The following is a 17,048-nucleotide window of genomic DNA, read 5'->3' as shown; positions in this document are numbered from 1 at the left end:
ACCCCCCCGACGCCCCGCCTCCGAGGCGCGCCCGCACCTGGCCCGACTCAGGACGTCGGCCTGACTCAGGACGTCGGCCTGACTCAGGACGTCCGGCGGACCGTGTAGACGGCGCCGCGGTCCGCCGGCTCCTCACCGACGTACTCCTGTCCCCGCATCTCGCACCACGCGGGGATGTCGAGCCGGGCCGCCTCGTCGTCCGACAGCACCCGCACCATGCCGCCGACCGGCACGTCCCCGATGACCTTCGCCAGCTCGATGACGGGAATCGGGCACCGCCTGCCCAGCGCGTCCACGACGAGCACCGCGCCCCCCGCGGGGTCCGCCACCGCCGCCCGCGCCGACGAGGGCGCCCCGAGCTTCTCGCGCACCCCCGCCACCGCCCCCGGCAGCACGGCGAGGAATCTCTCCACATCCTCCTCGGCGGCTCCCCACGGCAGCGAAACCCGCACATTGCCCTCACTCAGCACCCCCATCGCCCTCAGCACATGGCTGGGCGTCAGCGTGCTGCTGGTGCAGGAAGACCCGGACGAGACGGAGAACCCGGCCCGGTCCAACTCGTGCAGCAGCGTCTCCCCGTCGACGTACAGACAGGAGAAGGTGACGATCCCGGGCAGCCGCCGATGCGGGTCCCCCACCACCTCCACGTCCGGGACGGCCTCCGCCACCCGCGCCCGGATCCGTGCCGTCAGGTCCCGCAGCCGCACCGCCTCGGCCGCCGCCTCGGCCCGCACCGCCCGCAGCGAGGCCGCCGCGGCCACGATCGCCGGAAGGTTCTCGAACCCGGCCGCCCGCCCCGACTCCCGCTCGTCCACCGGCCCCTGAGGGGCGAACCGCACCCCCTTGCGCACGGCGAGCAGCCCCACCCCGGGCGGCCCGCCCCACTTGTGGGCGCTGGCGGCCAGCAGGGACCAGGGCCCTTCCACCGCCCCCCACGCCAGCGACTGGGCCGCGTCCACCAGCAGCGGCACCCCCGCCTCCCGGCACGCCTCGGCCACCGCCGCCACCGGCTGTTCGGTGCCCACCTCGTGGTTGGCCGACTGCAGACAGGCCAGCGCGGTGTCGGACCGCAGGGCGTCGACGTACGACGCGACCGCGACCGCGCCGGTCCTGGTCACGGGGGTGCGGGTCACCGTCCCGCCGTCCGCCTCGAACGCCTCGGCCGAATGCAGTACCGAGGAGTGTTCGACGGCTGACACGATCAGGTGACGTCCGACGCGCCGCCGCCCCGCCGCCGCGCCGGCGATCCCGGAGTGCACCGCCCGGGTCCCGGAGGAGGTGAAGGTCAGTTCGTCCGGCCGGCAGCCCACCGCCTCGGCCGTCGCCTCGCGCGCCGCGTCCAGCAGCATGCGCGCCCGGCGCCCCTCCCGGTACAGCCGGGCGGGGTCCGCCCACCCCTCGTCGAGGGAGGCCGACAGGGCCTGGCGGGCGACGGGATGCAGGGGAGCGGCGGATGCGGCGTCGAAGTAGGACACACGGCAACCGTAGAACGTCCGGAGGCGGCGGCGGGGGCCGGGACCGCGGCGGCCGACGGCTCCCGCACGCGGGCGGGACCGGCCGCCGTGGGCCGGCGGTCGCCGGACAAGCCGCATTGACGAGCTATCAGGCGCTTCCAGACGATCGTCCCACCCCTTCGGGGTGACCCGCGGCGCGTATGCCACCCTCCCCGCGACCCCCCGGAGGGCGTCGGCTAGGGTTTGGTCCGCATAAACATCCAAACCCCTGCCCGACGCAGGGCGGCGACCGACCAGCGAGAAGGCAGGCCGCAGCCAACCGCGCGGGCGAGACTCTCGGGAAGGCGCTACGTGAGTCCCAACGGCTCCGACCGCTCGCCGCGGCGCCCGATGCGGCGGAAGCTGCTGCAGGCAATGACCGCGGGCCTGGTCCTGGCGACCGCCACCGGTTGCACATACAAGGACTTCCCCCGCCTTGGCATGCCCACCCCGGTCACAGAAGAGGCTCCGCGGATCCTCTCCCTGTGGCAGGGGTCGTGGGCTGCCGCGCTGGCCACCGGCGTGCTGGTGTGGGGCCTGATCCTGTGGAGTGCTTTCTTCCACCGGCGCAGCCGTACAAAGGTCGAAATCCCTCCGCAGACCCGGTACAACATGCCCATCGAGGCGCTGTACACGGTGGTGCCGATCATCATCGTCTCGGTGCTGTTCTACTTCACCGCCCGCGACGAGTCGAAGCTGCTGAGCCTCGACAAGAAGCCCGACGTCACGGTCAACGTGGTCGGCTTCCAGTGGAGCTGGTGCTTCAACTACATCGAGAAGGTCGACGGTTCCCAGGGGGACGCGACGACCGACAAGAACCTCGGTGCGATCCCGAACCGGTACAAGAAGGACTTCCCGTCCGATGCGGGCGGCGTCTACACCTGCGGCACTCCCGGTGAGCGGAACCCGCAGACCCTGAACCCGGGCCCGACCCTCTGGCTCCCCAAGGGCAAGACGGTCCGCTTCATCCTCACCTCGCGTGACGTCATCCACTCCTTCTGGGTGGTGCCGTTCCTGATGAAGCAGGACGTCATCCCGGGTCACACCAACTCCTTCCAGGTGACTCCCAACAGGGAGGGCACCTTCCTCGGCAAGTGCGCCGAGCTGTGCGGCGTCGACCACTCCCGGATGCTCTTCAACGTGAAGGTCGTCTCTCCGGAGCTCTACCAGAAGCACCTGAAGGACCTCGCCAAGAACGGGCAGACCGGTTACGTTCCGGCCGGCATCGAGCAAACGAGCCCCGAGAAGAACCGGGAGTCGAACGTCCTGTGAGCATCCTCAACGAACCCCAGGGTGCCTCCGCAGCTGAGGACTCGTACGAGAACGAGCTGCCGGTCAGGCGCAAGCAGCCCGGCAACGTCGTGGTGAAGTGGCTGACGACCACCGACCACAAGACCATCGGTACGTTGTACCTGGTCACGTCGTTCGCGTTCTTCTGCATCGGCGGCGTCATGGCGCTCCTCATGCGCGCCGAGCTGGCCCGTCCGGGCCTGCAGATCATGTCGAACGAGCAGTTCAACCAGGCGTTCACGATGCACGGCACGATCATGCTGCTGATGTTCGCGACCCCGCTGTTCGCCGGTTTCACGAACTGGATCATGCCGCTGCAGATCGGCGCGCCCGACGTGGCGTTCCCGCGGCTGAACATGTTCGCCTACTGGCTCTACCTGTTCGGCTCGACCATCGCGGTGGGAGGCTTCCTCACCCCGCAGGGCGCCGCCGACTTCGGCTGGTTCGCCTACAGCCCGCTGTCGGACGCGGTCCGCTCGCCCGGCATCGGCGCCGACCTGTGGATCATGGGCCTGGCCTTCTCCGGCTTCGGCACCATCCTCGGCGCGGTCAACTTCATCACCACGATCATCTGCATGCGCGCTCCCGGCATGACGATGTTCCGCATGCCCATCTTCGTGTGGAACGTGCTGCTGACGGCCGTCCTGGTCCTGCTCGCCTTCCCCGTCCTCGCCGCCGCGCTGTTCGCGCTGGAGGCGGATCGGAAATTCGGGGCACATGTCTTCGACGCCGCGAACGGCGGCGCGTTGCTGTGGCAACACCTCTTCTGGTTCTTCGGCCACCCAGAGGTGTACATCATCGCGCTGCCGTTCTTCGGCATCATCTCCGAGGTCATCCCGGTCTTCTCCCGCAAGCCGATGTTCGGCTACATGGGCCTGATCGGCGCGACCATCGCGATCGCCGGCCTCTCCGTGACGGTGTGGGCGCACCACATGTACGTCACCGGAGGCGTGCTGCTGCCGTTCTTCTCCTTCATGACGTTCCTCATCGCCGTCCCGACCGGCGTGAAGTTCTTCAACTGGATCGGCACCATGTGGAAGGGCTCCCTGTCCTTCGAGACACCGATGCTGTGGGCGACGGGCTTCCTCATCACCTTCACCTTCGGCGGTCTGACCGGCGTCATCCTGGCCTCGCCGCCGATGGACTTCCACGTGTCCGACTCGTACTTCGTGGTGGCGCACTTCCACTACGTCGTCTTCGGCACCGTCGTCTTCGCGATGTTCTCCGGCTTCCACTTCTGGTGGCCGAAGATGACCGGCAAGATGCTCGACGAGCGCCTCGGCAAGATCACCTTCTGGACGCTGTTCATCGGCTTCCACGGCACCTTCCTGGTCCAGCACTGGCTGGGCGCCGAGGGCATGCCGCGCCGTTACGCGGACTACCTGGCCGCGGACGGGTTCACCGCCCTGAACACGATCTCGACGATCAGCTCGTTCGTGCTCGGTCTGTCCGTCCTGCCGTTCTTCTACAACGTGTGGAAGACCGCCAAGTACGGCAAGCCGGTCGGCGTCGACGACCCGTGGGGTTACGGCCGCTCCCTGGAGTGGGCCACCTCCTGCCCGCCGCCGCGCCACAACTTCATCACCCTGCCGCGGATCCGCAGTGAATCCCCGGCGTTCGACCTGCACCACCCGGAGATCGCGGCGCTCGAGCAGCTGGAGCACAGCGGCCACGGCGCCGACGCCATCGCGGGCAGCAAGGAGGCCGGCAAGTGAAGATCCAGGGCAAGATGTTCGTCTGGCTGAGCGTCTTCGTCCTCGCCATGGCGGTCGTCTATGGCGTGTGGTCGAAGGAGCCGGCCGGTACCACGGCCCTCTTCCTGGCCTTCGGCCTGTGCATCATGATCGGCTTCTACCTGGGCTTCACCGCCCGGCGGGTCGACGCGGGCGCGCAGGACGACAAGGAGGCGGACGTCGCGGACGACGCCGGCGAGGTGGGCTTCTTCAGCCCGCACAGCTGGCAGCCGCTGTCGCTCGCCATCGGCGGCGCCATGGCCTTCCTCGGTGTCGCGGTCGGCTGGTGGCTGCTCTACTTCTCCGCCCCGCTGATCATGATCGGCCTGTGGGGCTGGGTCTTCGAGTACTACCGCGGTGAGAACCGCACCCAGTAACACGTGTGACGTGCGGCGAGAGCCCGGACACTCCGTCAGGAGAGTCCGGGCTCACGCTTTTGCCGTAGCGGGGGTCCGCCGTCCGTGTCACTCAGCGCGCCGCGGCCGACCCGGCTCCCTAGCGTGAAGCCATGAGCCACGAACCCCGCCCCCGCACCGTCGTCGGCTGCACCCTGCTGGTGATCGCCCTGGGCGCGGTCGCAAGCGCCTGCGGCTCGGACGACGACCCGCTCTCCGCGCGCCCCTACGACGCGACGGACCAGATCTCCTTCAACGCCCCCGACGGCGACGGCGCGAAGGCCGACCCGGACAAGCCGCTGGAAGTCACCGCGGACGACGACCGCATCACGGACGTCACCGCCGTGGACGGCACGGGCCGCTACCTGGCGGGCGAACTCGCCGCCGACGGCAGCCGCTGGCACAGCACCGATCCGCTGGCCGCAGGCGCCCACTACACGGTCCGCGTGAGCACCGAGGACGACGACGGCGCGCCCGGCCGCCGCGTCGTGACCTTCGACACCGGCAAGCCCACCACCCAGAAGCGGCTGGCGGTGGAGTTCGGCCCGGAAGCCGGCGAGTACGGCGTCGGCCAGCCCGTCACCGCCAAGCTGGACCAGCCCGTCAAGGACCCCGCCCAGCGGGCCGTCGTCGAACGCGGGCTCAAGGTCACCTCCTCGCCGGCCGTGCAGGGCGGCTGGCACTGGGTGGACGACAAGGAACTCCACTACCGGCCCAAGGACTACTGGCCCGCCCACGCGACCGTCCGCGTGCGCAGCAACCTGGACGGCATCAAGATCAGCGACCGGCTGTGGGGCGGACCGGCCAAGGAGCTCAAACTGACCATCGGCGACCGGGTCATCGCGGTGACGGACGCCGCCTCGCACTCCATGACGGTCTTCAAGAACAACGAGGAGATCAACCAGATCCCCGTCACCACCGGCAAGCCCGGCTTCGAGACCCGCAACGGCGTCAAGGTCGTCCTGGGCAAGGAGTACTTCGTACGGATGCGCGGGACCACCGTGGGCATCGCGGAGGGCTCCTCGGACTCCTACGACCTGCCCGTCTACTACGCCACCCGCGTCACCTGGAGCGGCGAGTACGTCCACGCGGCCCCCTGGTCCGTCGGCTCCCAGGGCTACGCGAACGTCAGCCACGGCTGCACGGGCATGAGCACGTCCAACGCCGAGTGGTTCTTCGACCACATCCGCCAGGGCGACGTCGTCCAGGTCGTCAACAGCAACGGCGACACGATGGAGACGTTCGGCAACGGCTTCGGCGACTGGAACCTGGACTGGAAGAAGTGGACCACGGGCAGCGCGCTGACCGGCGGGAAGCAGGAGACGAACCAGCAGACGGCGCGACTCAGCCCGGCGGCCGTGTAGAGGCCGTCAGCGGTGGCGGGGCCGCGGTGCCGCCGCGCCCCGCCACCGCTGCCGTCACGCGCTCTGCTGGAGCCTCTTCGTCCGCAGCAGGGTCGCCAGGGCCCCCGCGAACTCCATGGGCTCCACGGGCAGCGTCACGGCCGCGTCGGCCCGGCTCCAGGTGGCCAGCCAGGCGTCCTGGGGCCGTCCGATGAGCAGCAGCACCGGCGGGCACCGGAACACCTCGTCCTTGAGCTGACGGCACAGGCCCATGCCCCCCATGGGTGCGGCCTCCCCGTCGAGGACGACGACGTCGATCCCGCCCCGGTCCAGTTCCCGCTGCACCGCCGCAGGCGTCGCGCACTCCAGGAACTCCACCACAGGGACGTCCGGGGCGGGCCTGCGGCCGGTCGCGAGCCGTACCTGCTCCCGCGTGTTGGAGTCGTCGCTGTAGACCAGCACCGTGGCGGTCGCCTGCATGCTTCCTCCGTGACATCAGTGTCGTACGGACAGAACCGATGCGGCGGATGCTACTCCCTCGCCCACCTCGTCAACACCGCCTGGAACACCACTTCGATGGGCCATCCGGGCACTACACACAGGGTGGACACCCCGAACGGCACCCCCGGGAGTGAGGGCGGGATAAGGGACCGACATAATGTCGGTCGTGGCGACAGCAACGACAGTAGACACCGGGCACGCGCACCCGTCGGTCAATCGACCGAACCTCACCAGCGTCGGAACCATCATCTGGCTGAGTTCCGAGCTGATGTTCTTCGCGGCCCTCTTCGCGATGTACTTCACCCTGCGATCGGTGACGGGTCCTGATCACTGGAAGGAAATGGCCGAGGCCCTGAACCTCCCGTTCTCGGCCACCAACACCACGATCCTGGTGCTCTCCTCCCTCACCTGCCAGCTCGGCGTCTTCGCCGCCGAGCGCGGTGACGTGAAGAAGCTGCGGATGTGGTTCATCGTCACCTTCATCATGGGTGCGATCTTCATCGGCGGTCAGATCTTCGAGTACACGGAACTGGTGAAGAAGGACGGGCTCTCGCTCTCCTCCGACCCGTACGGCTCCGTGTTCTACCTGACCACCGGCTTCCACGGCATGCACGTGACGGGCGGCCTCATCGCCTTCCTGTTCGTCCTCGGGCGCACCTACGCGGCCAAGAGGTTCACCCACGAGCAGGCGACCGCGGCCATCGTCGTGTCCTACTACTGGCACTTCGTCGATGTCGTCTGGATCGGCCTCTTCGCCACGATCTACCTGATCAAGTAGCCGGGGCCCGCTCCCGCACATCCACAAGCATCGACGCAGAAGATCCTGACACCGGGGTAATCCGTGAAAAAGCTCTCCGCACGACGACGCCATCCGCTGGCGGCGCTCGTCGTCCTACTCCTCGCGCTGGCATGCACAGGGGGGCTGTACGCCGCGTTCGCGCCCGCGAGCAAGGCGCAGGCAGACGACAGCGCCCAGTCCCTCACCATCGACGAGGGCAAGAAGCTCTATGCCGTCGGCTGTGCCAGCTGCCACGGCACCGGCGGTCAGGGCACCTCCGACGGTCCGAGCCTGGTCGGCGTGGGCGCCGCGGCCGTCGACTTCCAGGTCGGCACCGGCCGCATGCCGGCGGCGACCTCCCAGGGCCCGCAGGTGGTGAAGAAGAAGAACATCTACACGCAGGCCGAGATCGACCAGCTCGCCGCGTACATCTCCTCCCTCGGCGCCGGCCCGGCCGTCCCCACCAAGGCCGAGTACGGTCCGGAGGGCGCGGACATCGCCAAGGGCGGCGAGCTGTTCCGCACCAACTGCGCGCAGTGCCACAACTTCACCGGCAAGGGCGGCGCCCTCACCAAGGGCAAGTTCGCCCCCACCCTGGAGGACGTGGACCCGAAGCACCTCTACGAGGCCATGCAGACCGGCCCGCAGAACATGCCCTCCTTCCCCGACACCACCCTGTCGGAACAGAACAAGAAGGACATCATCGCGTACCTGCACGCGGTCAACAGCGGCGAGACGGACAACCCGGGCGGTCTCGAGCTGGGCGGCCTCGGGCCGGTCAGTGAGGGCCTGTTCGCCTGGATCTTCGGTCTCGGCGCCTTGATCGCGGTCGCCGTCTGGGTCGCCGCTCGGACCGCAAAGGCCAAGAAGTCATGAGTAGCCAAGACATTCCCGAAGAGAACCTGCCCGTTGAGCAGGACCACGCACACGGCGCGGTAGACGTCGCGGACGAGAAGAACCCGTTCGCGGACCCCGGCCTGCCGCCCCACGAGCACCGCGTCCAGGACATCGACGAGCGGGCCGCCAAGCGGTCCGAGCGGGTGGTCGCCTTCCTGTTCACGCTGTCGATGCTGGCCACGGTCGGCTTCATCGCCTCGTACGTGGCGATCCCCGCCGACAAGTCGATCTTCGTGTTCCCGATCGGCCACCTCAGCGCGCTGAACTTCGCGCTGGGTCTGACGCTGGGCACGGCGCTGTTCACCATCGGCGCCGGCGCGGTCCACTGGGCCCGCACCCTGATGTCGGACGTCGAGGTCGCCGACGAGCGGCACCCGATCGCCGCGAGCCCCGAGGTCCGTGCGAAGGTCCACGCGGACTTCAGGCAGGGCGCCAAGGAGTCCGCGCTCGGCCGCCGCAAGCTGATCCGCAACACGCTGTTCGGCGCGGTCGCCCTGGTGCCGCTCTCCGGCGTCGTGCTCCTGCGCGACCTGGGCCCGCTGCCCGAGGAGAAGCTGCGGCACACCCTGTGGGCCAAGGGCAAGCTGCTCGTCAACATGAACACGAACGAGCCGCTGCGTCCCTCGGACGTGGCCGTCGGCTCGCTCACCTTCGCCAAGCCCGACGGCCTGGAGGAGCACGACGAGGAGTTCCAGAACGAGATCGCCAAGGCGGCCCTGATGATCGTCCGGCTCCAGCCGGAGAACATCAAGGACAAGCGCGAGCTCGAGTGGTCGCACGAGGGCATCGTCGCGTACTCGAAGATCTGCACCCACGTCGGTTGCCCGATCTCCCTGTACGAGCAGCAGACGCACCACGTGCTGTGCCCCTGCCACCAGTCCACCTTCGACCTCTCCGACGGTGCCCGAGTGATCTTCGGCCCCGCCGGTCACGCCCTGCCGCAGCTGCGCATCGGCGTGAACGACGAGGGCTACCTCCAGGCGCTCGGCGACTTCGAAGAGCCGGTCGGTCCTGCATTCTGGGAGCGCGGATGAGCACCAACGAGAACACCGAGTCCCGCGCACGCGGGAAGGCGCCGGCCGGCGAGAAGATCGCCGACTGGGCCGACGGCCGACTGGGGATCTACTCCCTCGCCAAGGCCAACATGCGCAAGATCTTCCCCGACCACTGGTCGTTCATGCTGGGCGAAGTGTGCATGTACAGCTTCATCATCATCATCCTGACGGGTGTGTATCTGACGCTGTTCTTCCACCCGTCGATGAACGAGGTGGAGTACCACGGCAGCTACGTCCCGCTCCAGGGACAGCTGATGTCCGAGGCGTTCAGCTCGACCCTGCACATCTCCTTCGACGTGCGCGGCGGTCTGCTCATCCGGCAGATCCACCACTGGGCGGCGCTGATCTTCCTCGCCGGCATGTTCGTGCACATGATGCGCGTGTTCTTCACGGGTGCGTTCCGCAAGCCCCGTGAGGTCAACTGGCTGTTCGGCTTCCTGCTGTTCGTCCTGGGCATGTTCACCGGCTTCACCGGCTACTCGCTCCCGGACGACCTGCTCTCCGGCACGGGTGTGCGCTTCACCCAGGGCGCGATCCTGTCCATGCCGATCGTCGGCACGTACATCTCGATGTTCCTGTTCGGCGGCGAGTTCCCCGGCCACGACTTCGTGGCGCGGTTCTACTCGATCCACATCCTGCTGCTGCCGGGCATCATGCTGGGCCTGATGGTGGGCCACCTGATCCTGGTCTTCTACCACAAGCACACGCAGTTCGCGGGCCCCGGCAAGAGCAACAAGAACGTCGTGGGCATGCCGTTGCTGCCGGTGTACATGGCCAAGGCCGGAGGCTTCTTCTTCCTGGTCTTCGGCGTGATCGCGGCCATCGCGGCCGTGGCGCAGATCAACCCGATCTGGGCCATGGGCCCCTACCGTCCGGACCAGGTGTCGACCGGCGCCCAGCCCGACTGGTACATGGGCTTCGCCGAGGGCCTGATCCGCTTCATGCCGGGCTGGGAGATCAACTTCTGGGGCCACACGCTGGTCCTGGGCGTGTTCATCCCGCTGGTGCTGTTCGGTGTCCTGCTCGCCCTGCTGGCGCTCTACCCCTTCATCGAGGCGTGGATCACCGGCGACAAGCGCGAGCACCACATCCTGGACCGCCCGCGCAACGCGCCGACCCGTACGGCGCTCGGCGTCGCCTGGGTGACGATGTACATGATCATGCTGGTGGGCGGTGGCAACGACCTGTGGGCCACCCACTTCCACCTGTCGATCAACGCGATCACCTGGTTCGTCCGGATCTTCTTCTTCGTCGGACCGGCCCTCGCGTACATCGTCACCAAGCGGATCTGCCTCGGCCTGCAGCGTCGCGACAAGGACAAGGTGCTGCACGGTCGCGAGACCGGCACCATCAAGCGCCTGCCGCACGGTGAGTTCATCGAGATCCACGAGCCGCTCAGCCAGGAGCAGCTGCACACTCTCACCGCACACGAGCAGTACGAGCCGGCCGCGATCGGCGCCACCGTCGACGACAACGGCGTCGAGCGCAAGGTCACGGGCAAGGAGAAGCTCCGCGCCAAGATCAGCGAAGCGTACTTCGGCGAGGACCAGCAGATCCCGAAGCCCACTGTCGAGGAGTACAAGGAGATCACGAGCGGCCACGGCCACCACTGATCGCTGAGGCGTCGCCACGCCACGGTAAAGGGCCCCGTCCGGTCTTCGGACGGGGCCCTTCGCCGTGTCCGCCGCTGGATAGGGTGGGGTTCACCTTGTTCCACGACGCGCGGGCCACGACACACGGCTCGCGCCACGCGACACGACACATGACCCACGACACACAGGAGCGGCTATGAGCGCTGTGACCCCCGCTGGAGGCGACACCGCGGCGGGCCGTTCCTGGCCCGAGGTGCTGAACGGCCTGCTGTACGGCCGTGATCAGGACGCGGACGCCACGTTCTGGGCGCTGGACCGCATCATGCGCGGAGAGGCGACCGACGCGCAGATCGCCGGGTTCGTGGTGGCGCTGCGGGCCAAGGGCGAGACCGTCGCGGAGATCAACGGGCTGGTCCGGGCGATGTACGAGCACGCCAACCTGATCGAGGTGCCCGGGCCCACCGTCGACATCGTGGGCACGGGCGGCGACGGCGCGAAGACGGTCAACATCTCCACGATGTCGGCGATCGTCGTCGCCGGCGCGGGCGCCACGGTCGTCAAGCACGGCAACCGGGCCGCGTCCTCCGCGTCCGGCGCCTCGGACGTCCTGGAGAAGCTCGGCGTCAACCTGGAGCTGACCCCCAAGCGGGTGGCGGAGGTCGCGCGGGAGGCCGGGATCACCTTCTGCTTCGCCGTGAAGTTCCACCCGGCGCTGCGTCATGTCGGCGCGGCGCGCGGGCAGTTGGGCATCCGCACGGTGTTCAACGTGCTCGGTCCGCTGACCAACCCCGCCAGGGTGGCGGCCCAGGCGGTCGGGGTCGCCGATCTCCGCATGGCGCCGGTCGTCGCGGGCGTCTTCGCCGAGCGCGGCAACTCGTCCCTGGTCTTCCGCGGCGACGACGGCCTCGACGAGCTGACCACGACGGCCACCTCGCGCGTGTGGGTGGTGCGCGACGGCAAGGTCGCCGAGGAGAGCTTCGACCCGCGCGACGTCGGCCTCGACCTCGTCCCCGTGGAGGCGCTGCGCGGCGGCGACCCGTCCTACAACGCTCAGGTCGCCCGCCGCCTGCTGGAGGGCGAGACGGGCCCGGTGCGCGACGCGGTCCTGCTGAACTCGGCGGCGGCCCTGGTGGCGCTCGAACCGGGCGCCGGGCCGCTCGCCGGGCAGATCCGGGCCGGCATGGACCGGGCGGCCGAGTCGATCGACTCCGGCGCGGCCAAGCGGGCGCTGGCGAGGTGGGTCGCGGCCAGCAACGCGTGACGCTCCACGAGCGGTCGTCCCGCGATCCGGACACGGGTTGCGGGACGACGATCACCTGACGTACGTTCCTGTATCAGGTCATGAGTGACAGTCATGAGGCCCCGGCCGACTGTCCGGCAACCCTCCGTCCGTGGCGGGGTGCCCCGGGTGAAGACCAGGCGGTGGACAGCAAGGTCCACGGCAAGCGCGGACCCCTCGCGAAACCAGGGGTCCTGGGTCGTTCGAGGGAGTCTCTCGTGAGCAAGCGAATGCGCTAGGGCGTCGAGCCCCGCCTCCGCATCCCCTTTCACCGTCCTCCGTGCCGGAGCCATGTCGCCCGCACGGTGGTTCCGTCGTGCCTCTCACGGGAGTTCGCCATGTCTGTCTCCACCGTTGCCGCCAGCCGTACCCTTTGTGCCCCGTTGCCCGTTCTGGGGCGGGATGTCACCGTCCCGCTCGTGACGGGCGGCGAGGTGGCCTACGCGGCCCTCGACTACGCGGCCAGCGCCCCCGCCCTGCAGCGCGTCTGGGACGACGTCGCGGCCTACGCCCCGTACTACGGCAGCGTGCACCGAGGCGCCGGCTATCTCTCCCAGCTGTCCACCGACCTCTTCGAGAACGCCCGCCGCACGGTGACGGAGTTCCTGGACTGCCGCCCGGACGACCAGTTGATCTTCACCCGTTCGACGACCGACTCCCTCAACCTGCTCGCCGCCGCGCTCCCCGCCGACTGCCAGGTCTTCGTCTTCGAGACCGAGCACCACGCCTCGCTGCTGCCCTGGCAGGACGCCCGGGTCAGCTACCTCGACGCCCCGCGCACCCCGCGCCAGGCCGTCGAGACGCTGGAGCGCGCCCTCGCCGAGCGCGACCCGCACGGTCCGGCCCTGGTCTGCGTGACCGGCGCCTCGAACGTCACCGGCGAGCTGTGGCCGGTGCGCGAGCTGGCGGCGGCCGCGCACGCCCACGGCGCGCGGATCGTGCTGGACGCGGCCCAGCTGGCCCCCCACCACCCGGTGTCGGTCCGCGACCTCGACGTCGACTGGATCGCCTTCTCCGGCCACAAGCTGTACGCGCCCTTCGGCTCCGGCGTCCTGGCCGGCCGCGCCGACTGGCTGGTCGCGGCCGACCCCTACCTCGCGGGCGGCGGCGCCAGCCGCAAGGTCACGCGGCGCGAGGACGGGGGAGTGGACGTGGAGTGGCACGAGAGCGCCGCCCGCCACGAGGCCGGCTCCCCGAACGTGATCGGCGCCTACTCCATCGCCTCGGCCTGCAAGGCGCTGACCGAGGCCGGCTTCGACACCCTGGTGGCCCGTGAGCGGTACCTGATCGAGAAGGTGAAGTCCGGTCTCGCCGAGATCCCCGAGGTCCGCGTCCTCTCCCTGTTCGGCGACGACGCGCCCCGGGTCGGCGTGATCTCCTTCGTCGTCGAGGGCTGGAACAGCTCCCACTTCGCCGCCGCCCTCTCCGCCGAGTACGGCATCGGCGTCCGCGACGGCCTCTTCTGCGCCCACCCCCTGGTCCGCACCCTGCTGGGCAGCGACCCCCAGACCCAGGGCGAGTGCGGCGCGCCCGACGCGGCCCCGGGGGAGAAGTCCCTCAACGCGATCCGCGTGAGCTTCGGCGCGGGGACACCGGACGAGCACGTCGACCGCTTCGTGACGGCCGTCCGCGAACTGGTGACCCAGGGTGCGAAGTGGCGGTACCGCACGGAGGACGGCCGCTGCGTCCCCGCGGTGGGCTGACCGGGCCCCTACGAGTCCAGGCCGATGGCGAACGCCGCTTCCAGGTCGTGCTGGGAGTACGTGCGGAACGCCACGTGGGTGTCGGTCCCCTCGACCCCCGGGATCTTGCTGATGCTGCCCGGGATGACCTCGGCGAGGTCCTCGTGCTGCTTCACCCGGACCATCGCGATGAGGTCGTAGGTCCCCGTGACGGAGAAGACCTCGCTGACGCTGTCCAGCGAGGCGATCCGCTCGGCGATCTCGGGGATCCGGTCCACGCTGGTCTTGATGAGGACGATCGCGGTGATCACGGCTGGTTCTCTCCCTCGGGGGCCGGGGCTGGGGCGGCCTTCACTCTAGTCGCCCGCCCGTCTCCCCCAGCCGCCCCGGCGGGGCCCCTCGGACCCCTCCTCTCGCCGAAGCGCGCCCACGCGTAGAGGAGGCCCAGACCGAACCCCACCAGGTGCGCCAGATACGCCACCCCCGGCCCCTGGGACGCCCGGCCCGCCGCCACCCACTGCAGTGCCGCCCAGAAGGGCAGCACGACCCACGCCGGGAAGCGCAGCGGCAGGAAGAACAGGAAGGGCAGGAGGCTGGTCACCCGCGCGCGGGGAAACAGGTAGAGGAACGCGCCGAGCACGGCGGAGATCGCGCCCGAGGCGCCGACCAGGGACTGGGACGACTGGGCGTTGGCGGCCGCGTAGCCGAGCAGGGCCAGGTAGCCGCAGCCCGTGTAGAAGAGCGTGAACTCCACGCGGCCCATCCGACGCTCGGTCATCGCCCCGAAGACGTGGAGGAAGAGCATGTTGCCCAGCAGGTGTACCCAGCTGCCGTGGACGAAGAGGGCGGTGGCCGGGCTCAGGGCCGCCCCTGGAGCGCCCTCGAAGAGCTCGGCCGGCACCACGCCCCAGCGCCGGAAGTAGGCGCGCTGCGCGGCCGCCAGCCCGTCGCCGGCGCCGTACGCCGGATTCAGGCCCGAGGCGGGGCCGAGTACGAAGATCAGGCAGCACAGGGCGATCAGGCCGTAGGTCACCGGCGCCGAGGAAGTGCGGAGCGCTCGGCCGACGGTCCCGTTCCAGTAGCTGATCATGGCTACAAAGCATGACGTAACGGGACGCACTCGCCTGGACCGCCTCGCCGCCGGAGGGCCCCCGTGGACGGGCGGGCGGCGAGTACCCGCCAGGCCGTAGGGTTACGAGCCACACGCACGGGGGAGCCTCCGGCCCGACCCCGGCGCCAAGAAGCGGGACACTAGAAGGAAGCGGAAAGCAACGATGACGGTTCCCCTGCCGACCGCCACGACGCGGTGGCGCTGCACGCTCTGCGGCAACCTCACGCGATTCGACGTGACGCGCTCGTCGAAGGTCGTCGAGTACGTGCACCTCGACCTCGCCGGCGAGCCGAAGGTCGAGGAGCGCGACGTGGTCAGTGAGACCATCGAGTCGGTGCGGTGTCGCTGGTGCAACGCCGTGGACCAGGTGGAACTCGTGGATCGGCCGGACGCCGGTTCCTGACGGTGAGGGTCCTCCCGCTCGAGCGACGTCGAGAGCGGGGGAGGCCCCGCACGGATAGTGGGGTGTGACGGATGGCGGAGAGCGCAGGCGGGGGGCCGGACGACGGCGCCGCCGAGATGCTCGACCGTCCGCTGCCGGACGGCGTGCGGCGCAGGGTCGTCACGATCGTCTCCGACGGCTTCGGCGGGCTGACCGTCGGCGAACTGCCCGTCCAGTTGCGCCAGTACGCCCGGTTCGCCCCCAACCGGCGGGCCAAGTTCGCCGGGAACGCCATGGCGGCCGCGCTGGAGACGGATCCCCTCTTCAGGCAACGCATCGCCGAGAAGTTCAGAGAGGTACAGCCGGAACTCTCCGGCGCTCTCGACTCCGGTTCGCCGACCCCGGCCGCGGACCCGCTCGACGTGGCGGCCGCGGCCTACGTACTGCGGCCCGCCGGCTGGGTGAAGCTGGTCACCACCGCGGGCGAGGAGGCCCAGCGGGCGGACGCGGAGCGCGCCGGCGAGGAGAGCCGGGCGGAGCTGGAACGGCTGCGCGAGGAGCTCGACCGGGCCCGCGAGCAGACCCGGACGGACACCGAGCGGCTGCGCGCCGAGCTGGACGCGGCGAAGAAGGAGGCCGAATCGCTGCACCGCAAGTTGCGATCGGCCCTCAGCGACGTCAAGCGGGGCGAGGCCGCGCTGCGCAAGGCGCAGAGCGAGATGGAGACCGTGCGCGCCGAGGGGCACGCCCAGGTGTCCGCCGCCGAGAGCGAGACCCGGCGGCTGAAGGCGCGGCTGGCCGAGGCGGAGGCCGCCCTGGAGGCCACCCGGCGGGCGGCGCGCGAGGGCCGCAGCGTGGAGGACATGCGGGTGCGGCTGCTGCTGGACACCGTGCTCGACGCGGCCCAGGGGCTGCGGCGGGAACTGGCGCTGCCGCCCCTGTCGGTGCGCCCGGCGGAGACCGTCGACGCGGTCGAGCCGGGCCGGATGACCCCGAAGGACATCGCCGCCCGGGCCCTGTCGGAGCACGATCCGGCCATTCTCGACCAGTTGCTCGCGCTGCCGCAGGCGCACCTCGTCGTCGACGGCTACAACGTCACCAAGACCGGCTATCCGCAGATGCCGTTGGAGAAGCAGCGGCTGCGGCTGCTGGGCCAGCTCTCGCAGCTCGCCGCGCAGACCGGAGCCGAGGTCACCTGCGTCTTCGACGGGGCCGAACTGGCTGCTCCGGTGCTGCTCGCGCCGCCGCGCGGGGTGCGGGTGCTGTTCTCCAAGCCGGGCGTCACGGCTGACGAGCTGATCCGTCAGCTGGTGCGGGCCGAGCCGGCGGGCCGGCCGGTCATCGTCGCCTCGACCGACCGCGAGGTGGCCGACGGGATCGCCAAGGCGGGCGCCCGGCCGGTGGCTTCCGCGGTACTTTTGAAGCGCCTGTCCTGAAGATCGGCGTTCGCAGGTTTAACGACCGAATTGACGGTATCGTAGCGCAACGTAGTGTCAATCGCGGCTCACTGATGGTGA

General features: G+C 69.8%; 16 protein-coding genes and 1 riboswitch. Of the genes, 12 read left to right on the top strand and 4 right to left on the bottom strand.

The genetic code is table 11. The annotated features are described in order from the left end of the window. Positions 1 to 83: 83 nt before the first annotated feature. A complete protein-coding gene (locus ACFVYK_RS28885; RefSeq protein ID WP_389779092.1) occupies positions 84 to 1,475 on the bottom strand; it encodes a cysteine desulfurase/sulfurtransferase TusA family protein in 1,392 nt (463 codons plus the stop codon). A gap of 330 nt (positions 1,476 to 1,805) precedes the next feature. On the opposite strand from ACFVYK_RS28885, the gene coxB reads away from it, so the two are divergent. The 4 genes from coxB (at position 1,806) to ACFVYK_RS28865 (ending at position 6,275) form a co-directional block, all read left to right on the top strand. Continuing rightward, a complete protein-coding gene (gene coxB / locus ACFVYK_RS28880) occupies positions 1,806 to 2,765 on the top strand; it encodes a cytochrome c oxidase subunit II (protein WP_389779090.1) in 960 nt (319 codons plus the stop codon). Then, entirely contained in the window at positions 2,762 to 4,498 is a 1,737-nt protein-coding gene (gene ctaD, locus ACFVYK_RS28875) for a cytochrome c oxidase subunit I (RefSeq protein WP_389779089.1), read from the top strand. The genes coxB and ctaD overlap by 4 nt, the downstream gene beginning before the upstream one ends. After that, positions 4,495 to 4,893 (top strand): cytochrome c oxidase subunit 4, encoded by a 399-nt coding sequence (locus ACFVYK_RS28870; protein WP_389779087.1) that lies wholly within the window; start codon positions 4,495 to 4,497, stop codon positions 4,891 to 4,893. The genes ctaD and ACFVYK_RS28870 overlap by 4 nt, the downstream gene beginning before the upstream one ends. 131 nt (positions 4,894 to 5,024) lie before the next feature. Further along, positions 5,025 to 6,275, top strand: a complete 1,251-nt coding sequence (locus ACFVYK_RS28865) for an Ig-like domain-containing protein (protein WP_389779086.1) — start codon at positions 5,025 to 5,027, stop codon at positions 6,273 to 6,275. A 54-nt stretch (positions 6,276 to 6,329) separates the two neighbouring features. Here the strand turns inward: ACFVYK_RS28865 and ACFVYK_RS28860 are convergent, their stop codons facing one another. Then, positions 6,330 to 6,734: a hypothetical protein gene (locus ACFVYK_RS28860; RefSeq protein ID WP_389779084.1), complete on the bottom strand. Its 405-nt coding sequence runs from the start codon at positions 6,732 to 6,734 to the stop codon at positions 6,330 to 6,332. Positions 6,735 to 6,912: 178 nt separating this feature from the next. On the opposite strand from ACFVYK_RS28860, the gene ACFVYK_RS28855 reads away from it, so the two are divergent. From ACFVYK_RS28855 to ACFVYK_RS28830, 6 genes are all read left to right on the top strand, one after another. Further along, on the top strand, positions 6,913 to 7,533 hold the full coding sequence (locus ACFVYK_RS28855; protein WP_389779082.1) for a heme-copper oxidase subunit III: 621 nt from the start codon (positions 6,913 to 6,915) through the stop codon (positions 7,531 to 7,533). Between the two features lie 63 nt (positions 7,534 to 7,596). Further along, positions 7,597 to 8,409: a c-type cytochrome gene (locus ACFVYK_RS28850; protein ID WP_389779081.1), complete on the top strand. Its 813-nt coding sequence runs from the start codon at positions 7,597 to 7,599 to the stop codon at positions 8,407 to 8,409. Next, positions 8,406 to 9,464 carry a Rieske 2Fe-2S domain-containing protein gene (locus ACFVYK_RS28845; RefSeq protein ID WP_389779079.1) on the top strand — a complete coding sequence of 353 codons (1,059 nt, stop codon included), beginning with the start codon at positions 8,406 to 8,408 and terminating at the stop codon, positions 9,462 to 9,464. The genes ACFVYK_RS28850 and ACFVYK_RS28845 overlap by 4 nt, the downstream gene beginning before the upstream one ends. Beyond that, positions 9,461 to 11,098 (top strand): cytochrome bc complex cytochrome b subunit, encoded by a 1,638-nt coding sequence (locus ACFVYK_RS28840; RefSeq protein WP_389779077.1) that lies wholly within the window; start codon positions 9,461 to 9,463, stop codon positions 11,096 to 11,098. The genes ACFVYK_RS28845 and ACFVYK_RS28840 overlap by 4 nt, the downstream gene beginning before the upstream one ends. A 175-nt stretch (positions 11,099 to 11,273) precedes the next feature. Beyond that, entirely contained in the window at positions 11,274 to 12,338 is a 1,065-nt protein-coding gene (gene trpD / locus ACFVYK_RS28835) for an anthranilate phosphoribosyltransferase (protein ID WP_389779075.1), read from the top strand. A gap of 76 nt (positions 12,339 to 12,414) precedes the next feature. Further along, positions 12,415 to 12,531: riboswitch (SAM riboswitch) on the top strand. A gap of 163 nt (positions 12,532 to 12,694) precedes the next feature. Further along, positions 12,695 to 14,059 carry an aminotransferase class V-fold PLP-dependent enzyme gene (locus ACFVYK_RS28830; RefSeq protein WP_389779073.1) on the top strand — a complete coding sequence of 455 codons (1,365 nt, stop codon included), beginning with the start codon at positions 12,695 to 12,697 and terminating at the stop codon, positions 14,057 to 14,059. Positions 14,060 to 14,067: 8 nt separating this feature from the next. Here the strand turns inward: ACFVYK_RS28830 and ACFVYK_RS28825 are convergent, their stop codons facing one another. Both ACFVYK_RS28825 and ACFVYK_RS28820 read right to left on the bottom strand, forming a co-directional pair. Then, positions 14,068 to 14,349: an Lrp/AsnC family transcriptional regulator gene (locus ACFVYK_RS28825; protein WP_069771225.1), complete on the bottom strand. Its 282-nt coding sequence runs from the start codon at positions 14,347 to 14,349 to the stop codon at positions 14,068 to 14,070. Next, positions 14,346 to 15,128, bottom strand: coding sequence for a rhomboid family intramembrane serine protease (locus ACFVYK_RS28820; protein WP_389779071.1), 783 nt, complete (start codon positions 15,126 to 15,128; stop codon positions 14,346 to 14,348). Before ACFVYK_RS28820 ends, ACFVYK_RS28825 begins: the two co-directional genes overlap by 4 nt. A gap of 184 nt (positions 15,129 to 15,312) precedes the next feature. Here ACFVYK_RS28820 and ACFVYK_RS28815 point away from each other — a divergent pair, with 184 nt between their 5' ends. Then, entirely contained in the window at positions 15,313 to 15,552 is a 240-nt protein-coding gene (locus tag ACFVYK_RS28815) for a hypothetical protein (protein ID WP_389779069.1), read from the top strand. Positions 15,553 to 15,623: 71 nt separating this feature from the next. Further along, positions 15,624 to 16,967: an NYN domain-containing protein gene (locus ACFVYK_RS28810; protein ID WP_389779067.1), complete on the top strand. Its 1,344-nt coding sequence runs from the start codon at positions 15,624 to 15,626 to the stop codon at positions 16,965 to 16,967. The last annotated feature ends 81 nt before the right edge of the window (positions 16,968 to 17,048 follow it).

Origin of the sequence: Streptomyces sp. NPDC058291 (assembly GCF_042880855.1) — a bacterium.
Lineage (GTDB): Bacteria > Actinomycetota > Actinomycetes > Streptomycetales > Streptomycetaceae > Streptomyces.
This window is presented reverse-complemented; position numbering and strand designations above follow the sequence as displayed.